Below are 15,462 nucleotides of genomic sequence, written 5' to 3'. Positions count from 1 at the left end.
GCTTCAGATGAAAATGCAGGTAAATGTTGCGTTGATAGCTGACGAATTTACATCGTTGGCGCTTGACGCCTTATGCAACGTTTCTCACGTAACACCTGCTAACTTTATAGATGTCCTAGAGACGGACAAGCCAGATATTCTTTTCATTGAGAGTGCTTGGCACGGGTATCAGAATACGTGGTTTCTCATTATTCAGGACTGTGAACCTGAAATCAGGATAGTTATTGAGGCATATAAAGCGGCCAACATACCAACTGTCTTCTGGAATAAAGAGGACCCCATCCATTTTGATCTCTTTTTACCCACAGCCCTCCTCTGCGACTACATTTTTACAACAGATGTAAGCCTTAAGCCGCTGTATCGCTTTCATGCCAAGCACGACAGGGTTTACGCGCTACCGTTTGCAGCTAGCCCTGGGCTACACAACCCGATTGAAACGGAAATCCGCCGAAAAAAAGCAAGTTTCGCAGGTACTTATTATCGGAACTTTCCGCAGCGAGCGAAGGACCTTGACGCTATCCTTGGTGCTTTGGCGAAAAATGGCATGTCTGTTGATATCTATGACCGGCATTTTAATGACAATCATCCAGATTATCAGTTTCCTGACAGCTACAGGGATAGGATCGTAGGATATCTTCCTTTTGATCAGATTGACCGAGCGTATAAAGGGTTTGAAGTCAGCATCAATATTAATACAGTCAAAAACTCGGGAACAATGATGGCACGTCGCCTGTTCGAGTTGGCTGCATGCAATACCCTGATCGTTTCCAACTATTCACGTGCGATCCGTAGCCTTTTTGGTGACCTCATTGTCTCTGGCGATGATGAAGGCGAGCTGTCGCAAAGATTTGCTGAGCGTTATAGCGATGAACTCTATAGCGAACGCCTAAGGGCGATGTTGATGCGCCAGATATTTTCAAGGCATTTGTATAAGCATAGAATGGCTAGGGTGCTCGCTTTGGCCTTGAAACGCAATGAGGTATTGAGGCCACTTTCTTTTTCCTGCTTTGCATATGTCACGACACAACAAGCGTTACTTTCTATTGTGGCGAGCTTTGAACGTCAGTCCTACCCATCCAAGTTTTTGTATATTTTTGTCCCTGAGACATTGTTGGATAACCATGTTGGCGCACATCAAACTTTGTGTACCATACAGCAAGCTGAGGAAATCCTATTTCAAGCACGTGAGCGAAGTGACTACTTCGCAGTTGTCTCACCGGAAGACTATTATGGCCCCCACTATCTGGAAGACTTTGCCCACATGGCAGAGGCGGCGCCCGACAGTGTCTTAACCAAGGCTTGCTTCGCAACGAAAAACACCAAGAGTTGGAGGTTTGTTGGTTCAGGTAGACCATATACATTTGGGAAAAGGTCGGTGTCTATGCGCAGAAGCGCGGTGCCAATAGCACATTTGGATATGGAGAACATCCTGACCATCTTGACCGAAGATGAAAAACCATGGCGAGAGATAGAAGCTCTTGCCGTCGGGCGATTGCAGTACTGCGAGTATGGTGCCAGTTTGCCGGAGGGCGCCGTAGTAGACCTCCTTGATATCGAAGGTCTAAATTGTGGGAATGAGATAGACTACCTGGACGCAAATGTTAGAGCTGGAAGCTACAGCGAAGACCCCATCACGTCTGACTTTAAAGAAGTATTTGTCATGCAGGGCGCTGAGATGGCAGAGCAGATTGGGTTGGGTCGTGTTACTGGTTATTTTCATTCGATGCGAGAACACAACAACTCAACCCCACTCGCTGTTGATGTCTTCAAATCTGGTGAACAAGGGCTTTTTGTCCCTGATCCCGAAAATACATTTTTTAGCGGGATAAGAACCGGAGAAGAGGAGATTTTCGTATATGTCAATGATATGGCGTTGCCGCTTCGGGGTGCGTTAGAGTCTGCATTCTATTGCCGTTGGGAGCGCGAAGGCGCTGAAACCGGTATCCTGCAGTCTCGGGTTGTTTTCAGGTTTCTAGATCATGATAAGAAGCCTATCCAGACGACGACCCGTTCGGCGGGGCGGTATATGACAGTTCCGGTACCTGATCGAGCGAGATTTTTGCAGTTAGGCCTGAGGTTCAGGCAACAACAAGATCTGCGTCTAAAATCGATTAGGTTTTTTGCCATTCCCGAGTTGCAAAACCCGCCCATGCCGAATTCAAACCATCTGTTGATTACACCTATATATCCGAGCTCAGCCCATCTGTATCGCGGGGGATTTGTGCATTCAAGAGTGCTGGGGTATTTGAAGCGCGGCGTTGAAACCGAGGTGTTTAGGCTTCAGCCAACCAAGCATGTCGCATGCTCATCCTTCGAAGGCGTAGATATTGTGGAGGGAGACTACAGCAACCTAGTTAGGATGTTGCGGATGGGGGCTGTGCAAACCCTTTCAATACACTTCTTGGAACCTTCTCTGTGGGTAAAAATAGAACCCTATATCCGCGATATGAAAATAATCATATGGGTTCACGGATATGAGGCGCAGGCCGCTTCTCGTCGTATCGAATATTTCAAAACCGAGGAGGAGAGACAAGCTCATCAACAAGCATGTGATCGTAGGATGATGTTCTGGAACCGTCTCTTCTCCAGCTCTCCTCCTAACGTAGACTTTGTTTTTGTTTCGGAGACCTTTAAACAGTGGGTTTGCTCCGATGTTGGATGCTTGCCGCCGCCGAAACAGTGTCACGTCATACATAACGTCATAGATACTGATTTTTATACCTTTACCCCCAAGGGGTCCGAGCAGCGGTTCAAAGTCTTGACTATAAGGCCGTTTTCTTCGTCAATATATGGCAATGATCTCATGGTTGAGACTATTCTAAAGATGTCGGAAAGTGGTGATTTTTCGAAATTCTACTTTAGTATTGTTGGCGATGGGCCCGATTTCGATGAATGCTTGGCGCCACTTCGCCGTTTCTCCAATGTGAGCATTCAGCGGGGCTTTGTAACCCGTAAAGAAATTCGTTCGCTTCATCGTGAACATGGCGTCTTTTTGGTCCCCACACGTAGCGATACACAGGGGGTATCCCGTGATGAGGCAATGGCGTCCGGTTTGGTGCCGGTCACGAATATTGTTGGGGCAATCCCCGAGTTTGTTGACGATACAACGGGCATTTTAGCGCCCGCCGAGGATGCGAGAACAATGGCCCAACGTATCCTTGACTTAGCAAACTCCCCTGAACAGTTTCTGCGACTGTCAAGGGCTGCGGCGGCGAGAACGAGGCTCCAGTGTTCTCCAGAGCAAACGTTGGATAAAGAACTTGCGCTTATCCGGCCTGCGAATTAGGCCACTTTTCTCAACCATAAACTGCCCCCTGGGTTGGCCCTGAAGTTTTCCAGGTGCGGCAGGTCAGGTCGCAGATTATGTGGCACAAAATGGTTATTAAAAACTTGGACTTCATAATCTCGATTATTCATGAGATAGGCGCGTAGGAGATATTGCTCATTCCACGACCAGCCATTTCCGATTACCCATGATTGAGGGTACTCAAAGCCATCAAATATATCGTGAAAGTGAACATGAACACCCTCGGCCAACCTAGGCAGTATCTCAAAAATCTCGAACAGCACATCACTTCCAGTTTTGGCGATATGGGTGGAGTCAATAAAGAGAATGTCGCCAGCTTGAAGGGATGAAAATAGATCAGGATTGATATCTTGCACGATGCATTGTTTCAGGGAGTATTTTTGATGGTCCTTAGGCCAAAGCAACTTGTTAATGCCGTACGGATTGGGCTGTATAAAAGTAATATCAATCTCATAGTCTAGCCAGAAATCTTGTGTGTCGAACAGTGCAGCTGATGAAAAACCAGAGCCAATCTCAATTATTTTTCCTGGCCGGATCCACTGAAGCATTGCCGAGAGGACGGCGGCGTCCGCAAACGGGAAGGACTGATTTTTAGGTCCCCAGTAATACCGCGAGGTAGGTGAAGGTTCATAGGGGAATGAAATATTTTGGAGGTATGGGAGCAAGTTGTTCCATACTTTCTGCAATTTTTTCATATCGAGCTGAATTTGAAAGAAGGGGTCGCGGATACGGAATATTTGATCGCGCCTACGTTCTATATCCGCCACATCTATTACCGGAGAATAATAGTGGCCTGGCGGGAATGGTTGGTTTCGCGCAAGGTTGGTTCGTTCTTCTGTTTGCAGCAGTTTCTTCAGGCCAGTTACCAATGTTTCCGGCAGCTTCAAGTCGTCGAAATAGGCAGATAATTCCCCTTCTTTGGGGTGCCTGTGCATTAATGCAAAGAATAAATCTTCGAAAAGCCGTTCGTCTTCAATAGTCATTGGGCTCTCCCTTTATCGCCTTCAGGGTGGACTGCCGATCATACGATCATCAATCTTGCTAAAAATTCATTTAATTTTAGTATGTTAGGTTGAAAAATTTGTTTTGTAACTATCGTTTTCATATTCAGATATGAACATGAATTTCAGGTTGCGCAACTTCTGGTCCGATACTTGAGTATACATATACCATGCGGAACCCTGATCGGAGACATACCTTGAGTGATCAGATTGATGTACGACCATTTATACCTTTTGGTTGCCCGGACTTTGGAGATGAAGAGGTAGAGGCAGTTGCCAATGTGGTACGTTCTGGCTGGGTCGGAATGGGTCAGCAAACAGTATGTTTTGAGCAAGAACTGGCGTCATACTGTGGGAGATCAAATGGTGTATTGGTTAACTCCTGCACTTCTGCATTGTTTCTTTCGCTAATCGTCAACGATGTGGGAGCTGGGGATGAAGTTATCGTGCCCAGCTTGACTTGGTATGCGACGGCGAATGTGGCGCTTTATTGCGGCGCCACGCCGGTACTCTGCGATATCGATCCGACAACTTTTAATGTTACGCCTGAAACGGTTAAAGCATGTCTGACACCCAAAACCAAAGCGGTGATTGTCGTACACTTTGGTGGCTATCCGGTGGATATTGAAGGCATACGTGAGATCCTTCCAGCTTCAGTGACGCTTATTGAAGATGCTGCTCATGCGATGGGGGGCAGGTATCTCAATGGAAATCGCGTTGGTAGCTCAGATAACTTGGTCTGCTTCAGTTTCTACGCAAACAAAAACCTCTCCACAGGGGAAGGGGGTTTCATAGCAGTTGAGAATGAGGAAGTTGCGGAGCGTTTGCGCAGCCTTCGTCTTCACGGACTGCATCACAGCGCATGGCAGCGTTATCAAACGCCATCCACGATGTTTACGGCCAGCCCCGTCGAACTTGGATACAAAATGAACTATACGGACCTTCAAGCATCTATTGGCCGGGTACAGCTGGCGCGACTTGAGGAGATGCAGGCACATCGTCGTGCGGTCGCGAAAGTCTATGCAAAATACATTAGTGCCTTGAATATGGGTATTACCTTACAGGAAGGGGTTGAGGGTAGCTTACACGCCCGCCATCTCTTTGTTTTGCTTCTGGATAAAACACACACCAAGACCACCCGCAATGAGGTGATCCTGGCGCTGCGAAAACGCAATGTTGGTGCCGCGTTGCATTACACGCCAATGCACACTCTGCCATTATATGAGGACTATTGTCGTTGTCCTCTTCAAGGTGCGGATAGTGTGATGGACCGTATTCTGACTCTGCCAATAAGTGGGCGTATGAGCATTGAAGACGCACATTATGTGTGCGAGGTACTACACGACGTGCTGGTCAAGGTGTGAGATGCGTGTAGGTATTATTCAATCTGCATATCTTCCTTGGCGCGGCTATTTCGATTTCATCGATGACGTCGACCTCTTTTTACTCTTTGACGATGTTCAGTATGTAAAGCGTAGTTGGCGTACCCGGAATAAAGTGAAGGCACGTAGTGGAACACAATGGATCAGCGTGCCAGTTAAAAAGATGCCTCGTGGTACATTGATATGTGAGATGCAGATCGATAACGATGAGCATTGGGCGGAGCACCACCTGAACCAGATAAGGGACGCGTATCGAAACGCCCCTTATTTCGAGACATATTATGAAGACCTTCAGTCTCAGCTAAGCAGGGATTGGACTTATTTATCTGAGCTGAACGAGGGTTTGATCCGCTGGCTCATGGGCCATTTAGGTATCACCACAGAGGTTCGTTCTACAGTAGGCTTGGGAGCAACGGGTAGGAAGGGCGAACGGTTGTTGTCAGTATTGGAGAAGGTAGGGGGGACAACATATTTGAGTGGCCCTGCTGCGCAATCATATATTGATGAAAAGCGTTTTGACGAATGTGGTGTGAACCTAGAATACAAATCGTATGATTACCGCGAATATCCACAGATGTGGCAAGGATTTTCCGGAGATGTTACGGTGCTGGACTTACTTTTTAATACAGGGCCAGACGCGTTGTTCTATCTCAAAAGTGCAACTAAAAACATCGTGCCGCGTGGTTTGAGGAATTGATGAACGCAATCGAACAGTATGGATTTTATGACAGGTTGTCTGAGCTTTTCCCTTCTCAGATCAATGTTGATGTTACCGAAGTGTGCAACCTAGCGTGTGTGCACTGCCCACATCCGGAATTTAAACAGGGCAACGTCTATACGGGTCGAATGCTTGAACCGGAACTTAATAGGCGCATGGTGGACGAGGTGCGGGATCATGGGCGTGGCGTCACGGGCTATATTCGTTACACCGCAGAAGGTGAGCCAATGGCTCACAAACAAATATTCGAAATGCTTAAGTATGCCGTAGATCACTCGGAAACGACGGTTTCAATTACTACGAATGGCACCTTGTTGGATGAGGGTCGGCTACACCGTCTCTTGGATACTGGATTGCATGTGATCGACATAAGCGTTGATGCATTCGAGGATGAGACATACGAACGAATTCGTGTTGGCGGTAAACTTGAGAAAGTGCGCTCCAATATTCTGGCGTTGCTTGCTGCGGCGAAACAGAGGGCGGTGCCCCCAAAAATCGTGGTTTCCTACGTCGAGCAGCCTTTCAACGTTAACGAGACCGATAGATTCGAGAAATTCTGGAAGGCACAAGGCGTCGATTTTGTGGTGATCCGAAGGTTACATTCCTGCGCAGGGTTTCAGGAGGAACGTGTTCAGGAGATGACCGATGCTTCTCAAAGTCCAAGGCGACCATGTCTCTATCCTTGGGAGCGTATAGTACTTAATCCGCGTGGGTTCTTGTCTTTTTGTCCAGCGGATTGGACAAAAGGGGCAACGATTGCTGACTACCGAAAAACAACAATTAAAGATGTCTGGGATGGCGAGTTCATGCAAAGTCTTCGTAAGGCGCATGTTGAAAATAATTTCAAGAGGCACGCACTGTGCGGTGGTTGCCCGGACTGGGAGGCAACTCGGTGGCCAGAACAGGGCAGATCATATGCCAATATGATCCAGGAATTTAAGGACACTGAATAAGGGTAGTCATATTGGATGGAGCGGGTAAGCGGCGTTATCAAAAATCTCGATAGCCGGGACCTTTCGGTCCGCATTGAGGAAAATCTTCGAGCGGCGGAGCAATGGTTAGCAAAAGATAAGTCAGACTTGGCGGCAGTGTGTTTAAGGCGTGCTTTCGAATTGTCGAAACATGCTGCCGAAATTTCGGACAAGCTTGCTGCGGTTTTGACGGAGTTAGGTCAGTACCGAGAAGCACGGGCAGTCTTGCAGGCTGGGATGCAACAAGCCACTAGGTCTGGAGATCTTGATAAGATTGTTAACGCTTATCGGCGCTGGCAATATTACACTACCTTGACATTGGGAGTTGAGGATTACCGTTTTGATTTCGCCGCTTTGACGGACATGGAAACAGCGGTCTCAGACATCAAAGAAGACTTGAGTAATATCGTTGTTCACAGGGATGCAGAGATAGCTTCTCCACGGCCCAAGATAGTATACATAGGTACCAATTTGGCACAGGTGGGATCGGTATTGGCCAAGGTATTGTTGTCGATGCTGAAAGCGCATGACGCGTCGGTGTTTGAGTTTGGGCTGGTCTTCACGGATGACGAGAAGAAACTTCGGGCTACTGAGGAAACTGTCGCTCTCATCAATAGTGCTGAGGACAGAGGCTGGACGCTTTTCCTGGAGGCAGATACAACTGTAACAGGCCGTGTCACTAAACTTTCCCGGCGTATACGCGAATGGCAACCTGATTTGCTTGTGACAAATTGTGCCTTGGCTTCGGCGGAGGGATTGTTGTTGTCGGCAGCAATACCTCATGTTGCTAGGTGTTCTCTGGTGGTGGGTCCGCCACCTCTTTTCGCGGCTCCAAACGCAGACTTCGTAATTGCCAGTGATGAGCGTCTTTTAATGGAATGTCCAACGGACGGCATCGTGATTCCGGTAGAAACAGCCCTTCCGCAACGCGGTGACATCATGCCCGTCTCACGGTCTGAAATGGCGATTGCTGAAGATGCGAAAGTGATAGTGGCGGCGGGCAGATATACCAAGTTCAGCGAGGAATACTGCGCAACGTTGGCAAAAATTCTTATAGGGCATGAATCAGCCATCTTGCTGGTATTGGGTGTGCCAGAACTCGAGAAAGCCAATTTTCTAGCCCGATTTCCTGATGAGCTAGTAGAGAATATCCGGGTCGTACCGTGGGGGCGTAAATATATAGAGTATCTCGCGGTGGGTGACTTGCTGGTTGATACCTTCCCCTCGGGAGGAGGAGTAACCGTTCAAGATGCTATGGCACTTGAAATCCCGAGCATATGCGTTGGCGACGACCTTACCCGCCCATATAGAAGCGACCATTGGTCGGTGGCATATAAGTTTGCGCTTCCGGAGCTGGTTGTTGAGCTGGGGCAAGAAAGTCGCATTATTGATCTCGCCATCAGGTGCCTATCTGACCGCGCCTTTTATATTGGCTTAAAAGAGCGGTGCCGCGAGCATGTGTTGAAGTTACGTGGGCGGCCGGACAGGATGACAAAGTTACATGAGGACGTTTATCGGCATCTACTGACGCAGGACTAATTCTATTGGAGGGCCTCACTCAGGATGTCGCGAATTTCCTCTATGGAGCTCTCTTTTTGTATGCGAGAGAGGCCAGTTCTCAAGTTCCACGTGATGGAGCGCCTCTCGCGTAGTAAGCTGCAAAGATAATCAATATCGGCGTGAACCGCGAGCGACCATGGTACCGATGGCATCAGGGTATAGAGATCGCGCTTCAAGTTCTGTATTGCGGCCTCACAGGAAACGAATGGCTCAAGCAGCTCGGCTGCTTTGTCTAGGAATAGGTTTCCCATGCCAATAGCCGTAAAGAAAGAGCGAGGGTTTGCTGCAGCGGACACAAGCAGGACTACGTCCTTCATCACCGCAGTGCGCTCTGATTGTTCAAAACCTTGAGTGCGCCGTGATGAGATGCTGGCGAGGTGCGTATAGTAGGCACTAATGATTTCGAGCCGTGATGCCAGATACTGGCGATTGCCGGTCTGTTGTGGCCCAAGCCGCGTTGCTGTTGTTGTGTTGGGAAGATAGATGAACGGTGCAGTGTTCAAGAGTTTTGTCCACATATCATAGTCTTGAGTATACTTCAGGTTCGTGTCGAACTTACCAACCTCCTGATAAAGACCGCGATGTACGATGGGAGTGATCCCATTGATGATATTTCTCGCGGACATGAGAATGCTTAGGTCGTTGTTTGAAGCGAACTGTAATGGCCCGTTAGGGTAGGGGTAGGTCGCGTCCTCGAGGCTGTCTGTGAAGGTGAGACTGTTTGTGAAAGAGACGTACCTCCCGTCATCCATTTTTCTGATGAAAGCAGCATGTAAGGCGAGTTTATGCTCAAGGAACAGGTCGTCGCTGGATAGCCAAGCCAGCCAATCATGACGTGTTTCATCGATGGCGCAGTTCAAGGCTGTTGCGACACCACCATTCGGTTTGTTGATCAGGCGAATTCTATCATCTTGTGTCGCTAGTTTGGCAACCCGCTCCGGGCCATCATCGGTTGAGCCGTCATTGACGACCACCGCTTCCCAATGTTCGTAACTTTGATTCTGGATGGACCTGAGCGTCTCCTCAATGAAGGGGCCGTGATTATAGAGTGGGGTCATGACCGAGAATGACGGGCGATTGGTTTTGACCCGTCCGCGGTTGCACCAACATATGGCGCAGAGACTGTGGCCTGATGTACGGATATCCTCCATACAGGACAGGAATATCCATTCATCACCAAGTGTAGAATCCAACAACTCAAGATCTGAGAGCGAAGCAAGTATAGCGGCGCAACTGTTGTCGGCGGCGTGCAATAATACTTGATATCTTGTAATAAGGTCCAAGTTGCTCGCGCCATGAACTACCAGCCTAATGTATGGTGCGACTGCTGTTAGAAGTTGCTCTGACAGCGCCTGATCTGCTGTTACGCGGTGTGCATCGGCGCCAAGATCAAACAACCAGTTAGGGGTAGGTCCGTACTCTGCTGTGGTTACCTCAATAGAGGTGCTGTCGTCAGAGTTGGTTTGATCGGCTATCAACACATGAAGTGTATCCAGATATTCCTGCTCTGGCAGATTGGAAATATGGATCCGTTTTGCCATCAACTATATTGCATCCTGCGGCTGTATCTGCGCGGTTCCGCTGGCCAGTTCCTGTATCATCGCGGGAATGCTTGGAGGCCGGTCATAGCCGGCGGCTTGCCACAGTGCAGAGTTTCGGCTTTCATCTATGGTTGCTAGTAGTCGGTTGCTGGGGTGCCCAGATTGCGCGGGTTCAATCACAATGTCAGTGCGCCCGAATGAGGACGCAATTATTTTCAGTAGTTCGGCTTTGTTGGCTTTAGAGCCCGGAACCAAGTGTTGAGTGCCTGACCAAAAAATATCATGTTCAATCATGCCAGCTAGTACCTTGGCGAACTGCATATTGGTGACGCCATTCCACAAGTGATCGATATAACCGCTTACATGCTTTCCGGAGGGCTGGCTCAGAATCCAGCTCATGAGTGATACGGGAGCTTGGCTCCACTCTTGGCCTACCACCGAACACCTAATGTGGGCCATGTTATCTGAAGACACTTCCCCAAGGCTTTTGGAGGCGGCATAGATATCTGTCGGCGTGTGGGGGTTCGTTTCCTTGAATGGCGCGTCGAGGCCGGAAAATACGCAATCTGTAGCAATGGCAATGCACTTAACATCGTATTTTTCACAGGCTAAAGCCAGTCTATGAGGAAACTGCGCGTTCACAGCAATCGCACGAATATGGTGCTCTAGATTGTCCTTCCCTATCCTTTGGCGAATTAGGCCGAGACAGTTGATCACATAGTCAAACCCTTCAATCGAGTTTGGCTGAAATGATAGGCAGTCATGACGCTGCCAAGTAATATGAGGCAAGTTGAGCGGCTGCGAGCTGTTATAGGTCGCCGTGACGTTATAGTCAGGTCGATGAGAAAGTATTGAGGCCGTAGCCCAGCCAAGCATCCCGGTACCCCCTAGAACGAGTATTTTTTTCCCGGTTTTCATTTCTCTGGTTCTACTTCGTCGGTTACAGATTGGCTTCAAGGTTCTCAATATGACTTAACATGATGCGGGCAACGATTGAGCTTACGTTTTCCACAAGGTATTCTTTCGGAGCGCTCCATACACCATCGTCAGCCAGGCAAAATTTCACTGCATTGATGATCGAAGTCGGGTCAATCCCCGCTATGAAGTTGCTACCTACGTCTAGTGTTTCCGGACGCTCTGTGACATCCCTAAGGGTGACGTTTGGTACATTCAAGATGGCGCATTCTTCCTGCACCGTGCCGCTGTCAGACAGAACGCATCGGGCATTTTGTTGCAGCTTCAGAAAATCGACAAAACCAAATGGCTTCATGAGCCGAATTGTGGATGGTAGCTCAATGCCTAAATCAGTAAGTCGGTTTTTGGTGCGAGGGTGACAGCTAACGATGACAGGCGTGTCATTTATTTTTGCCAACTCATCTAATGCTGTGATGATATTGTTTAGGCGGTATGGGACGTCAACATTTTCGGCTCGGTGAAAGGTTGCAAGAAAATAGGCGCCTTTTCTAAGCTTCAAAACGTCAAGAGCACTCGAAGCCTCGATCTCAGACGTCATGCTTCGGATGACTTCATAGATCGGGTTGCCGGTGATATAAATCCGGTTGGAAGAGATGCCCTCGCGCAATAGGTTTTGCCGACTGCTTTCTGTATAAGGCAAAAGGATGCGGCTCGAATGATCGATGGCTCGGCGATTGGTTTCCTCTGGTACGCGATTGTCAAAGCATCTGTTGCCGGCCTCCATGTGGAAAACCGGAATACCTAGGCGACTTGCAGCGAAGGCGGCCATCCCGGAATCTGTATCGCCAAGGATAAGAACACGGTCAGGTTTGAGACGCAGCATGGTCTTTTCGCAGCCGCGCAGTATTTCGCCTACCCGTTCAAGGGAAGTCTGACCCTTCAAACCAAGAAATTCATCTGGCCTTCGGATGTTCAGTTCGTCAAAAAAAACCTGGCTTAACTCGTGATCGTGGTTCTGCCCTGTATGCAGCACTATATGCGTGCTACAAGCATCAAGCTTGGGGATGATGCGTGACAGGCGTATGATTTCAGGACGCGTTCCCAAGATGGTCAAGATTTTCATCAGCGCCTTCAGTCTGCTAAGTGCTTGAACAATATAAGACCATACTGAATACAGAACGCTAACACAATTGTCGATGTTCAGCTTCAAAACTGCGGTGTTACGGTGCTGCCTAACTGTATAAAAAGAGCCGACCCTGAAACAAATGACCGGACAATTTCCCCGCTATATTTTGTTAAGAATGCATCGCCGACGATTCTGGGTCCTTGCCCCCACGCATGGACATAGTCATCAATGACTAACCAGCCGTTTGCAACAAGGTGTGGGCACCATTTATTAAGGTCTTGGGTCACAATGTCTTGGTCATGATTCCCATCGATATGGAGAAGGGCAATCTCACCCATATATGAGGTTTTACCAAACTCTGCCGTTTTTAATGAGGCACCTTTCTCGTAGAACGCGTGGGCCTTTGCAGAGGTAGCGCGGATATAGTTTACATGGTTGGGGACAAGCGAGAGCATGCTGCAAGTGAAGTGGCGCCAAACTTCGTCCATATCAAAGTTCAACATGGCTCCATTGACACCCCCATCCTCTTTCTGGAAGGTGTTGATATTAGCCCATGGGTCGATACAGAGCAGTTTGCCTTGACCAAAATGCTTGGCTAGCATCGCCAGAGCCGTTGCGGACTTGCCGCACCACACACCGATTTCAACGATATCTCCGCGCGGTACACTATTAAAAATATCAATAAAGGCGGCTATCTTTTCGGTGCTGCACCACCCAGGGATTGTAAGGGTTTGATAGTAAATCGAAGCCAAATGTGGGTGAGGTAATGGCGGAATACCTTTCGCTGAATGGTACAGATCAGCAAGTGTCTCGGCGGTCCGAAAATTGGTAAACTCTTCCTGCCAGCCACTGTTTGATTTCAGCGTTGCGTGGAGATGATGATTGGAGCTTATTTCCGCTAGTCGCCCGTACACAACCGGGTGACAACAATAGATTTCGTCAACGTCGAATGTCAGCAAACATTGTAGAAGCTCGGTTTCAAAATTTGGGGCATTGAAAAATGGCAGCTGTACCCAATGATCTGCCAACTTTCTTGTGGGTTCAAGTGTGAGGGAGGACGCACCTATTACCTGATAGCCCATATTCTCGCAGGCCTTCGCATGACTTATTGAAGCAGGTGGCCCGAAAGGGAAGATTAAGATTGTCTTTTTTGTTTGGCTCATTTCGCATACTCATGCTTGAATCTGGTTTACGGTACACTGAGGAAAATTCGTAAGCTAGGGTGAATAGTTAAGCGTGAAAGCAGGTCTTTATCAGGGGTGCTCGGATCAAGGCTGCGTGGTGCCAACGCCGCATTTTGAGAAGAAACTAGCGGGACTGTGGGAGTAAAAAGGGATGAAAGGTGCCGGAAGGCCGTTGGGCATATGCGTGTTTGGTATGCCTCGTAGTGGTACGTCTTTTATTGCTCGGGGGTTTACGAGGTTGATGAACTGGAGCTTGGTTTCGCTCGCGCACGCGTCGACGGAGCCAAGCTCAACAGACAATCAAAACTCTTGGCATACGCACTCCTTGTCTATTGCGAAGTTGACCGAAAGGCTAAACGAGGAAGCACCTTTCATTACACATTTCCACCCTCAACCGACGCCGTCACTTGCGTATCAGGCGAACAGTAACAATTTGGCGGTTATCTTTAATAGACGAAACCTGGTTGACTGCCTTTTGAGCTGGCATCACGTAATGGTGGACCAAGCTTATAAGCGCCAAGAAGAGCTGGAAACTATCGGGCAGGCGGTTTGGGCCCCGCTGCAGATACCATTTCCGGCGTTAAGACGATATATAGAGCTATCTCCGGAGGCGCAGCTCAGCTTTCTGATAGAGAATGTCGCACCATGGTACATTCAGTATGTGGCGAACTGGGAAAACTCATTTGCCAGGTTTGACCGTTTGAAGGTAGTTGACTTTAGGGAGTTGGAGCATCACAGCGCGGCGGTTCTGGGGGAAATTAACGAGACTTTCGGCTTAGAAATAGACAACAAATCTATAGAGATGTTTTCCGCGGCGAACCCCCGCAAGGTTCGGTCCTCAACAATCGACCTCCCCGTAACCGAACGGGACAGAGAGACTCTGCACATAATGGCATCGCGTGTTCATGGTACGGATTTTGCTTCTCGCTTACTGATTGGCTAACGTCAACGGTAAGGCAAGGATAAATGAAGCAATTTGGGGATACGCCTGCTCACCTACACAAGCGGCAACTGAAAAAACACGGATATACCGTGTTAAAGGACTTCTTTTCGGTCGAGGAGCGAGAACGTTTCCGACTTGCTGGAAACGCTGCTTTTGAAGGAGAGACACAGGGATGCCGTGATTACTCGAATGATGTCGCGCGTTTCATCATTTCTGATGCGGTCGGTGTGCAGTTGTCTAATGCCTTATGGATTGGTCAGCATCAGTCGGTGGCGATAGAGTTCATATCATCAATATATAGCGGAGTAGTTGCACAAGACTTGGCGTCAGCCTACTTGGGGCCGCGTGCGATTTTTGGTGCGCGCCTGCAGTTGGTGCATTCCCGGCATCTTAATCCTATGCCCAGCGTCATTCCCTATGTTCCGCATTTTGATCGGGTTAGAACGTTAAAGTTCTATGTCTACCTGAACGATGTGCAGAGAACGGGAGGCCACCTCTACATCGGTGATACATACTGGGTGGACCGGAGCGAGGCGATTAGACTGAAATATAAACAAGCTGGATACTCTTATCTGAAAATACCTGACGATGCACTGAAAGGATACGATGGAGATTTCAGAAAGGTTGAGGCATCAGTGGGGGACATTGTGGTATTTGACAGCAGTCAGCCGCATTTTCACGGCGCCGTTCACCCGGGACATGAACGCAGAGTACTCATACTCGAGGTGCAATCATTTGATGAGGTCATGTATGGCTACAATACGGCACTTCAGGCAGGTGTATCAGCAATAGCGGTAGGCTGATCATATCTGCG

General features: G+C 48.5%; 12 protein-coding genes. 7 read left to right on the top strand and 5 right to left on the bottom strand.

All coding sequences use genetic code 11. The features are described from left to right. Positions 1–7 precede the first annotated feature (7 nt). Entirely contained in the window at positions 8–3,286 is a 3,279-nt protein-coding gene (locus tag ACN0XZ_RS14465; protein ID WP_417458496.1) for a glycosyltransferase family protein, read from the top strand. Here the strand turns inward: ACN0XZ_RS14465 and ACN0XZ_RS14460 are convergent. Next, entirely contained in the window at positions 3,283–4,290 is a 1,008-nt protein-coding gene (locus ACN0XZ_RS14460; protein ID WP_417458495.1) for a class I SAM-dependent methyltransferase, read from the bottom strand. The genes ACN0XZ_RS14465 and ACN0XZ_RS14460 overlap by 4 nt on opposite strands. A gap of 215 nt (positions 4,291–4,505) precedes the next feature. Here ACN0XZ_RS14460 and ACN0XZ_RS14455 point away from each other — a divergent pair, with 215 nt between their 5' ends. The 4 genes from ACN0XZ_RS14455 to ACN0XZ_RS14440 are packed head-to-tail and all read left to right on the top strand — an operon-like array spanning position 4,506 to position 8,918. Next, positions 4,506–5,672: a DegT/DnrJ/EryC1/StrS family aminotransferase gene (locus ACN0XZ_RS14455; RefSeq protein ID WP_417458494.1), complete on the top strand. Its 1,167-nt coding sequence runs from the start codon at positions 4,506–4,508 to the stop codon at positions 5,670–5,672. 1 nt (position 5,673) lies between these two features. Next, on the top strand, positions 5,674–6,387 hold the full coding sequence (locus ACN0XZ_RS14450) for a WbqC family protein (RefSeq protein WP_417458493.1): 714 nt from the start codon (positions 5,674–5,676) through the stop codon (positions 6,385–6,387). Further along, positions 6,387–7,361 carry a radical SAM/SPASM domain-containing protein gene (locus ACN0XZ_RS14445; protein WP_417458492.1) on the top strand — a complete coding sequence of 325 codons (975 nt, stop codon included), beginning with the start codon at positions 6,387–6,389 and terminating at the stop codon, positions 7,359–7,361. Before ACN0XZ_RS14450 ends, ACN0XZ_RS14445 begins: the two co-directional genes overlap by 1 nt. Before the next feature lie 15 nt (positions 7,362–7,376). Beyond that, positions 7,377–8,918, top strand: a complete 1,542-nt coding sequence (locus ACN0XZ_RS14440) for a hypothetical protein (RefSeq protein ID WP_417458491.1) — start codon at positions 7,377–7,379, stop codon at positions 8,916–8,918. A 2-nt stretch (positions 8,919–8,920) separates the two neighbouring features. On the opposite strand, the gene ACN0XZ_RS14435 is transcribed toward ACN0XZ_RS14440, so the two are convergent. From ACN0XZ_RS14435 to ACN0XZ_RS14420, 4 genes are all read right to left on the bottom strand, one after another. After that, a complete protein-coding gene (locus tag ACN0XZ_RS14435; RefSeq protein WP_417458490.1) occupies positions 8,921–10,480 on the bottom strand; it encodes a glycosyltransferase family 2 protein in 1,560 nt (519 codons plus the stop codon). Between the two features lie 3 nt (positions 10,481–10,483). Then, complete coding sequence (locus ACN0XZ_RS14430) at positions 10,484–11,398, bottom strand: sugar nucleotide-binding protein (RefSeq protein WP_417458489.1); 915 nt, start codon at positions 11,396–11,398, stop codon at positions 10,484–10,486. Positions 11,399–11,420: 22 nt separating this feature from the next. Further along, complete coding sequence (gene wecB, locus ACN0XZ_RS14425) at positions 11,421–12,518, bottom strand: non-hydrolyzing UDP-N-acetylglucosamine 2-epimerase (RefSeq protein ID WP_417458488.1); 1,098 nt, start codon at positions 12,516–12,518, stop codon at positions 11,421–11,423. 83 nt (positions 12,519–12,601) lie between these two features. Beyond that, positions 12,602–13,684: a class I SAM-dependent methyltransferase gene (locus ACN0XZ_RS14420; RefSeq protein WP_417458487.1), complete on the bottom strand. Its 1,083-nt coding sequence runs from the start codon at positions 13,682–13,684 to the stop codon at positions 12,602–12,604. Between the two features lie 262 nt (positions 13,685–13,946). On the opposite strand from ACN0XZ_RS14420, the gene ACN0XZ_RS14415 reads away from it, so the two are divergent. Together ACN0XZ_RS14415 and ACN0XZ_RS14410 are read left to right on the top strand one after the other, a co-directional pair. After that, positions 13,947–14,648: a hypothetical protein gene (locus ACN0XZ_RS14415; RefSeq protein WP_417458486.1), complete on the top strand. Its 702-nt coding sequence runs from the start codon at positions 13,947–13,949 to the stop codon at positions 14,646–14,648. Positions 14,649–14,671: 23 nt separating this feature from the next. Beyond that, positions 14,672–15,451: a hypothetical protein gene (locus ACN0XZ_RS14410; protein ID WP_417458485.1), complete on the top strand. Its 780-nt coding sequence runs from the start codon at positions 14,672–14,674 to the stop codon at positions 15,449–15,451. Positions 15,452–15,462 lie beyond the last annotated feature (11 nt).

Origin of the sequence: Kordiimonas sp. (assembly GCF_048264555.1) — a bacterium.
Lineage (GTDB): Bacteria > Pseudomonadota > Alphaproteobacteria > Sphingomonadales > Kordiimonadaceae > Kordiimonas.
Note: the sequence above shows the minus strand (reverse complement) of the source record. Positions and strands in the feature narration are given on the sequence as shown.

Coding starts and splice junctions, on each gene's coding strand:
- ACN0XZ_RS14465 (WP_417458496.1), top strand. CDS start 8: ATGAAAATGCAGGTAAATGTTGCGTTGATAGCTGACGAATTTACATCG.
- ACN0XZ_RS14460 (WP_417458495.1), bottom strand. CDS start 4,290: ATGACTATTGAAGACGAACGGCTTTTCGAAGATTTATTCTTTGCATTA.
- ACN0XZ_RS14450 (WP_417458493.1), top strand. CDS start 5,674: ATGCGTGTAGGTATTATTCAATCTGCATATCTTCCTTGGCGCGGCTAT.
- ACN0XZ_RS14445 (WP_417458492.1), top strand. CDS start 6,387: ATGAACGCAATCGAACAGTATGGATTTTATGACAGGTTGTCTGAGCTT.
- ACN0XZ_RS14440 (WP_417458491.1), top strand. CDS start 7,377: ATGGAGCGGGTAAGCGGCGTTATCAAAAATCTCGATAGCCGGGACCTT.
- ACN0XZ_RS14435 (WP_417458490.1), bottom strand. CDS start 10,480: ATGGCAAAACGGATCCATATTTCCAATCTGCCAGAGCAGGAATATCTG.
- ACN0XZ_RS14430 (WP_417458489.1), bottom strand. CDS start 11,398: ATGAAAACCGGGAAAAAAATACTCGTTCTAGGGGGTACCGGGATGCTT.
- wecB (WP_417458488.1), bottom strand. CDS start 12,518: ATGAAAATCTTGACCATCTTGGGAACGCGTCCTGAAATCATACGCCTG.
- ACN0XZ_RS14420 (WP_417458487.1), bottom strand. CDS start 13,684: ATGAGCCAAACAAAAAAGACAATCTTAATCTTCCCTTTCGGGCCACCT.
- ACN0XZ_RS14415 (WP_417458486.1), top strand. CDS start 13,947: ATGAACTGGAGCTTGGTTTCGCTCGCGCACGCGTCGACGGAGCCAAGC.
- ACN0XZ_RS14410 (WP_417458485.1), top strand. CDS start 14,672: ATGAAGCAATTTGGGGATACGCCTGCTCACCTACACAAGCGGCAACTG.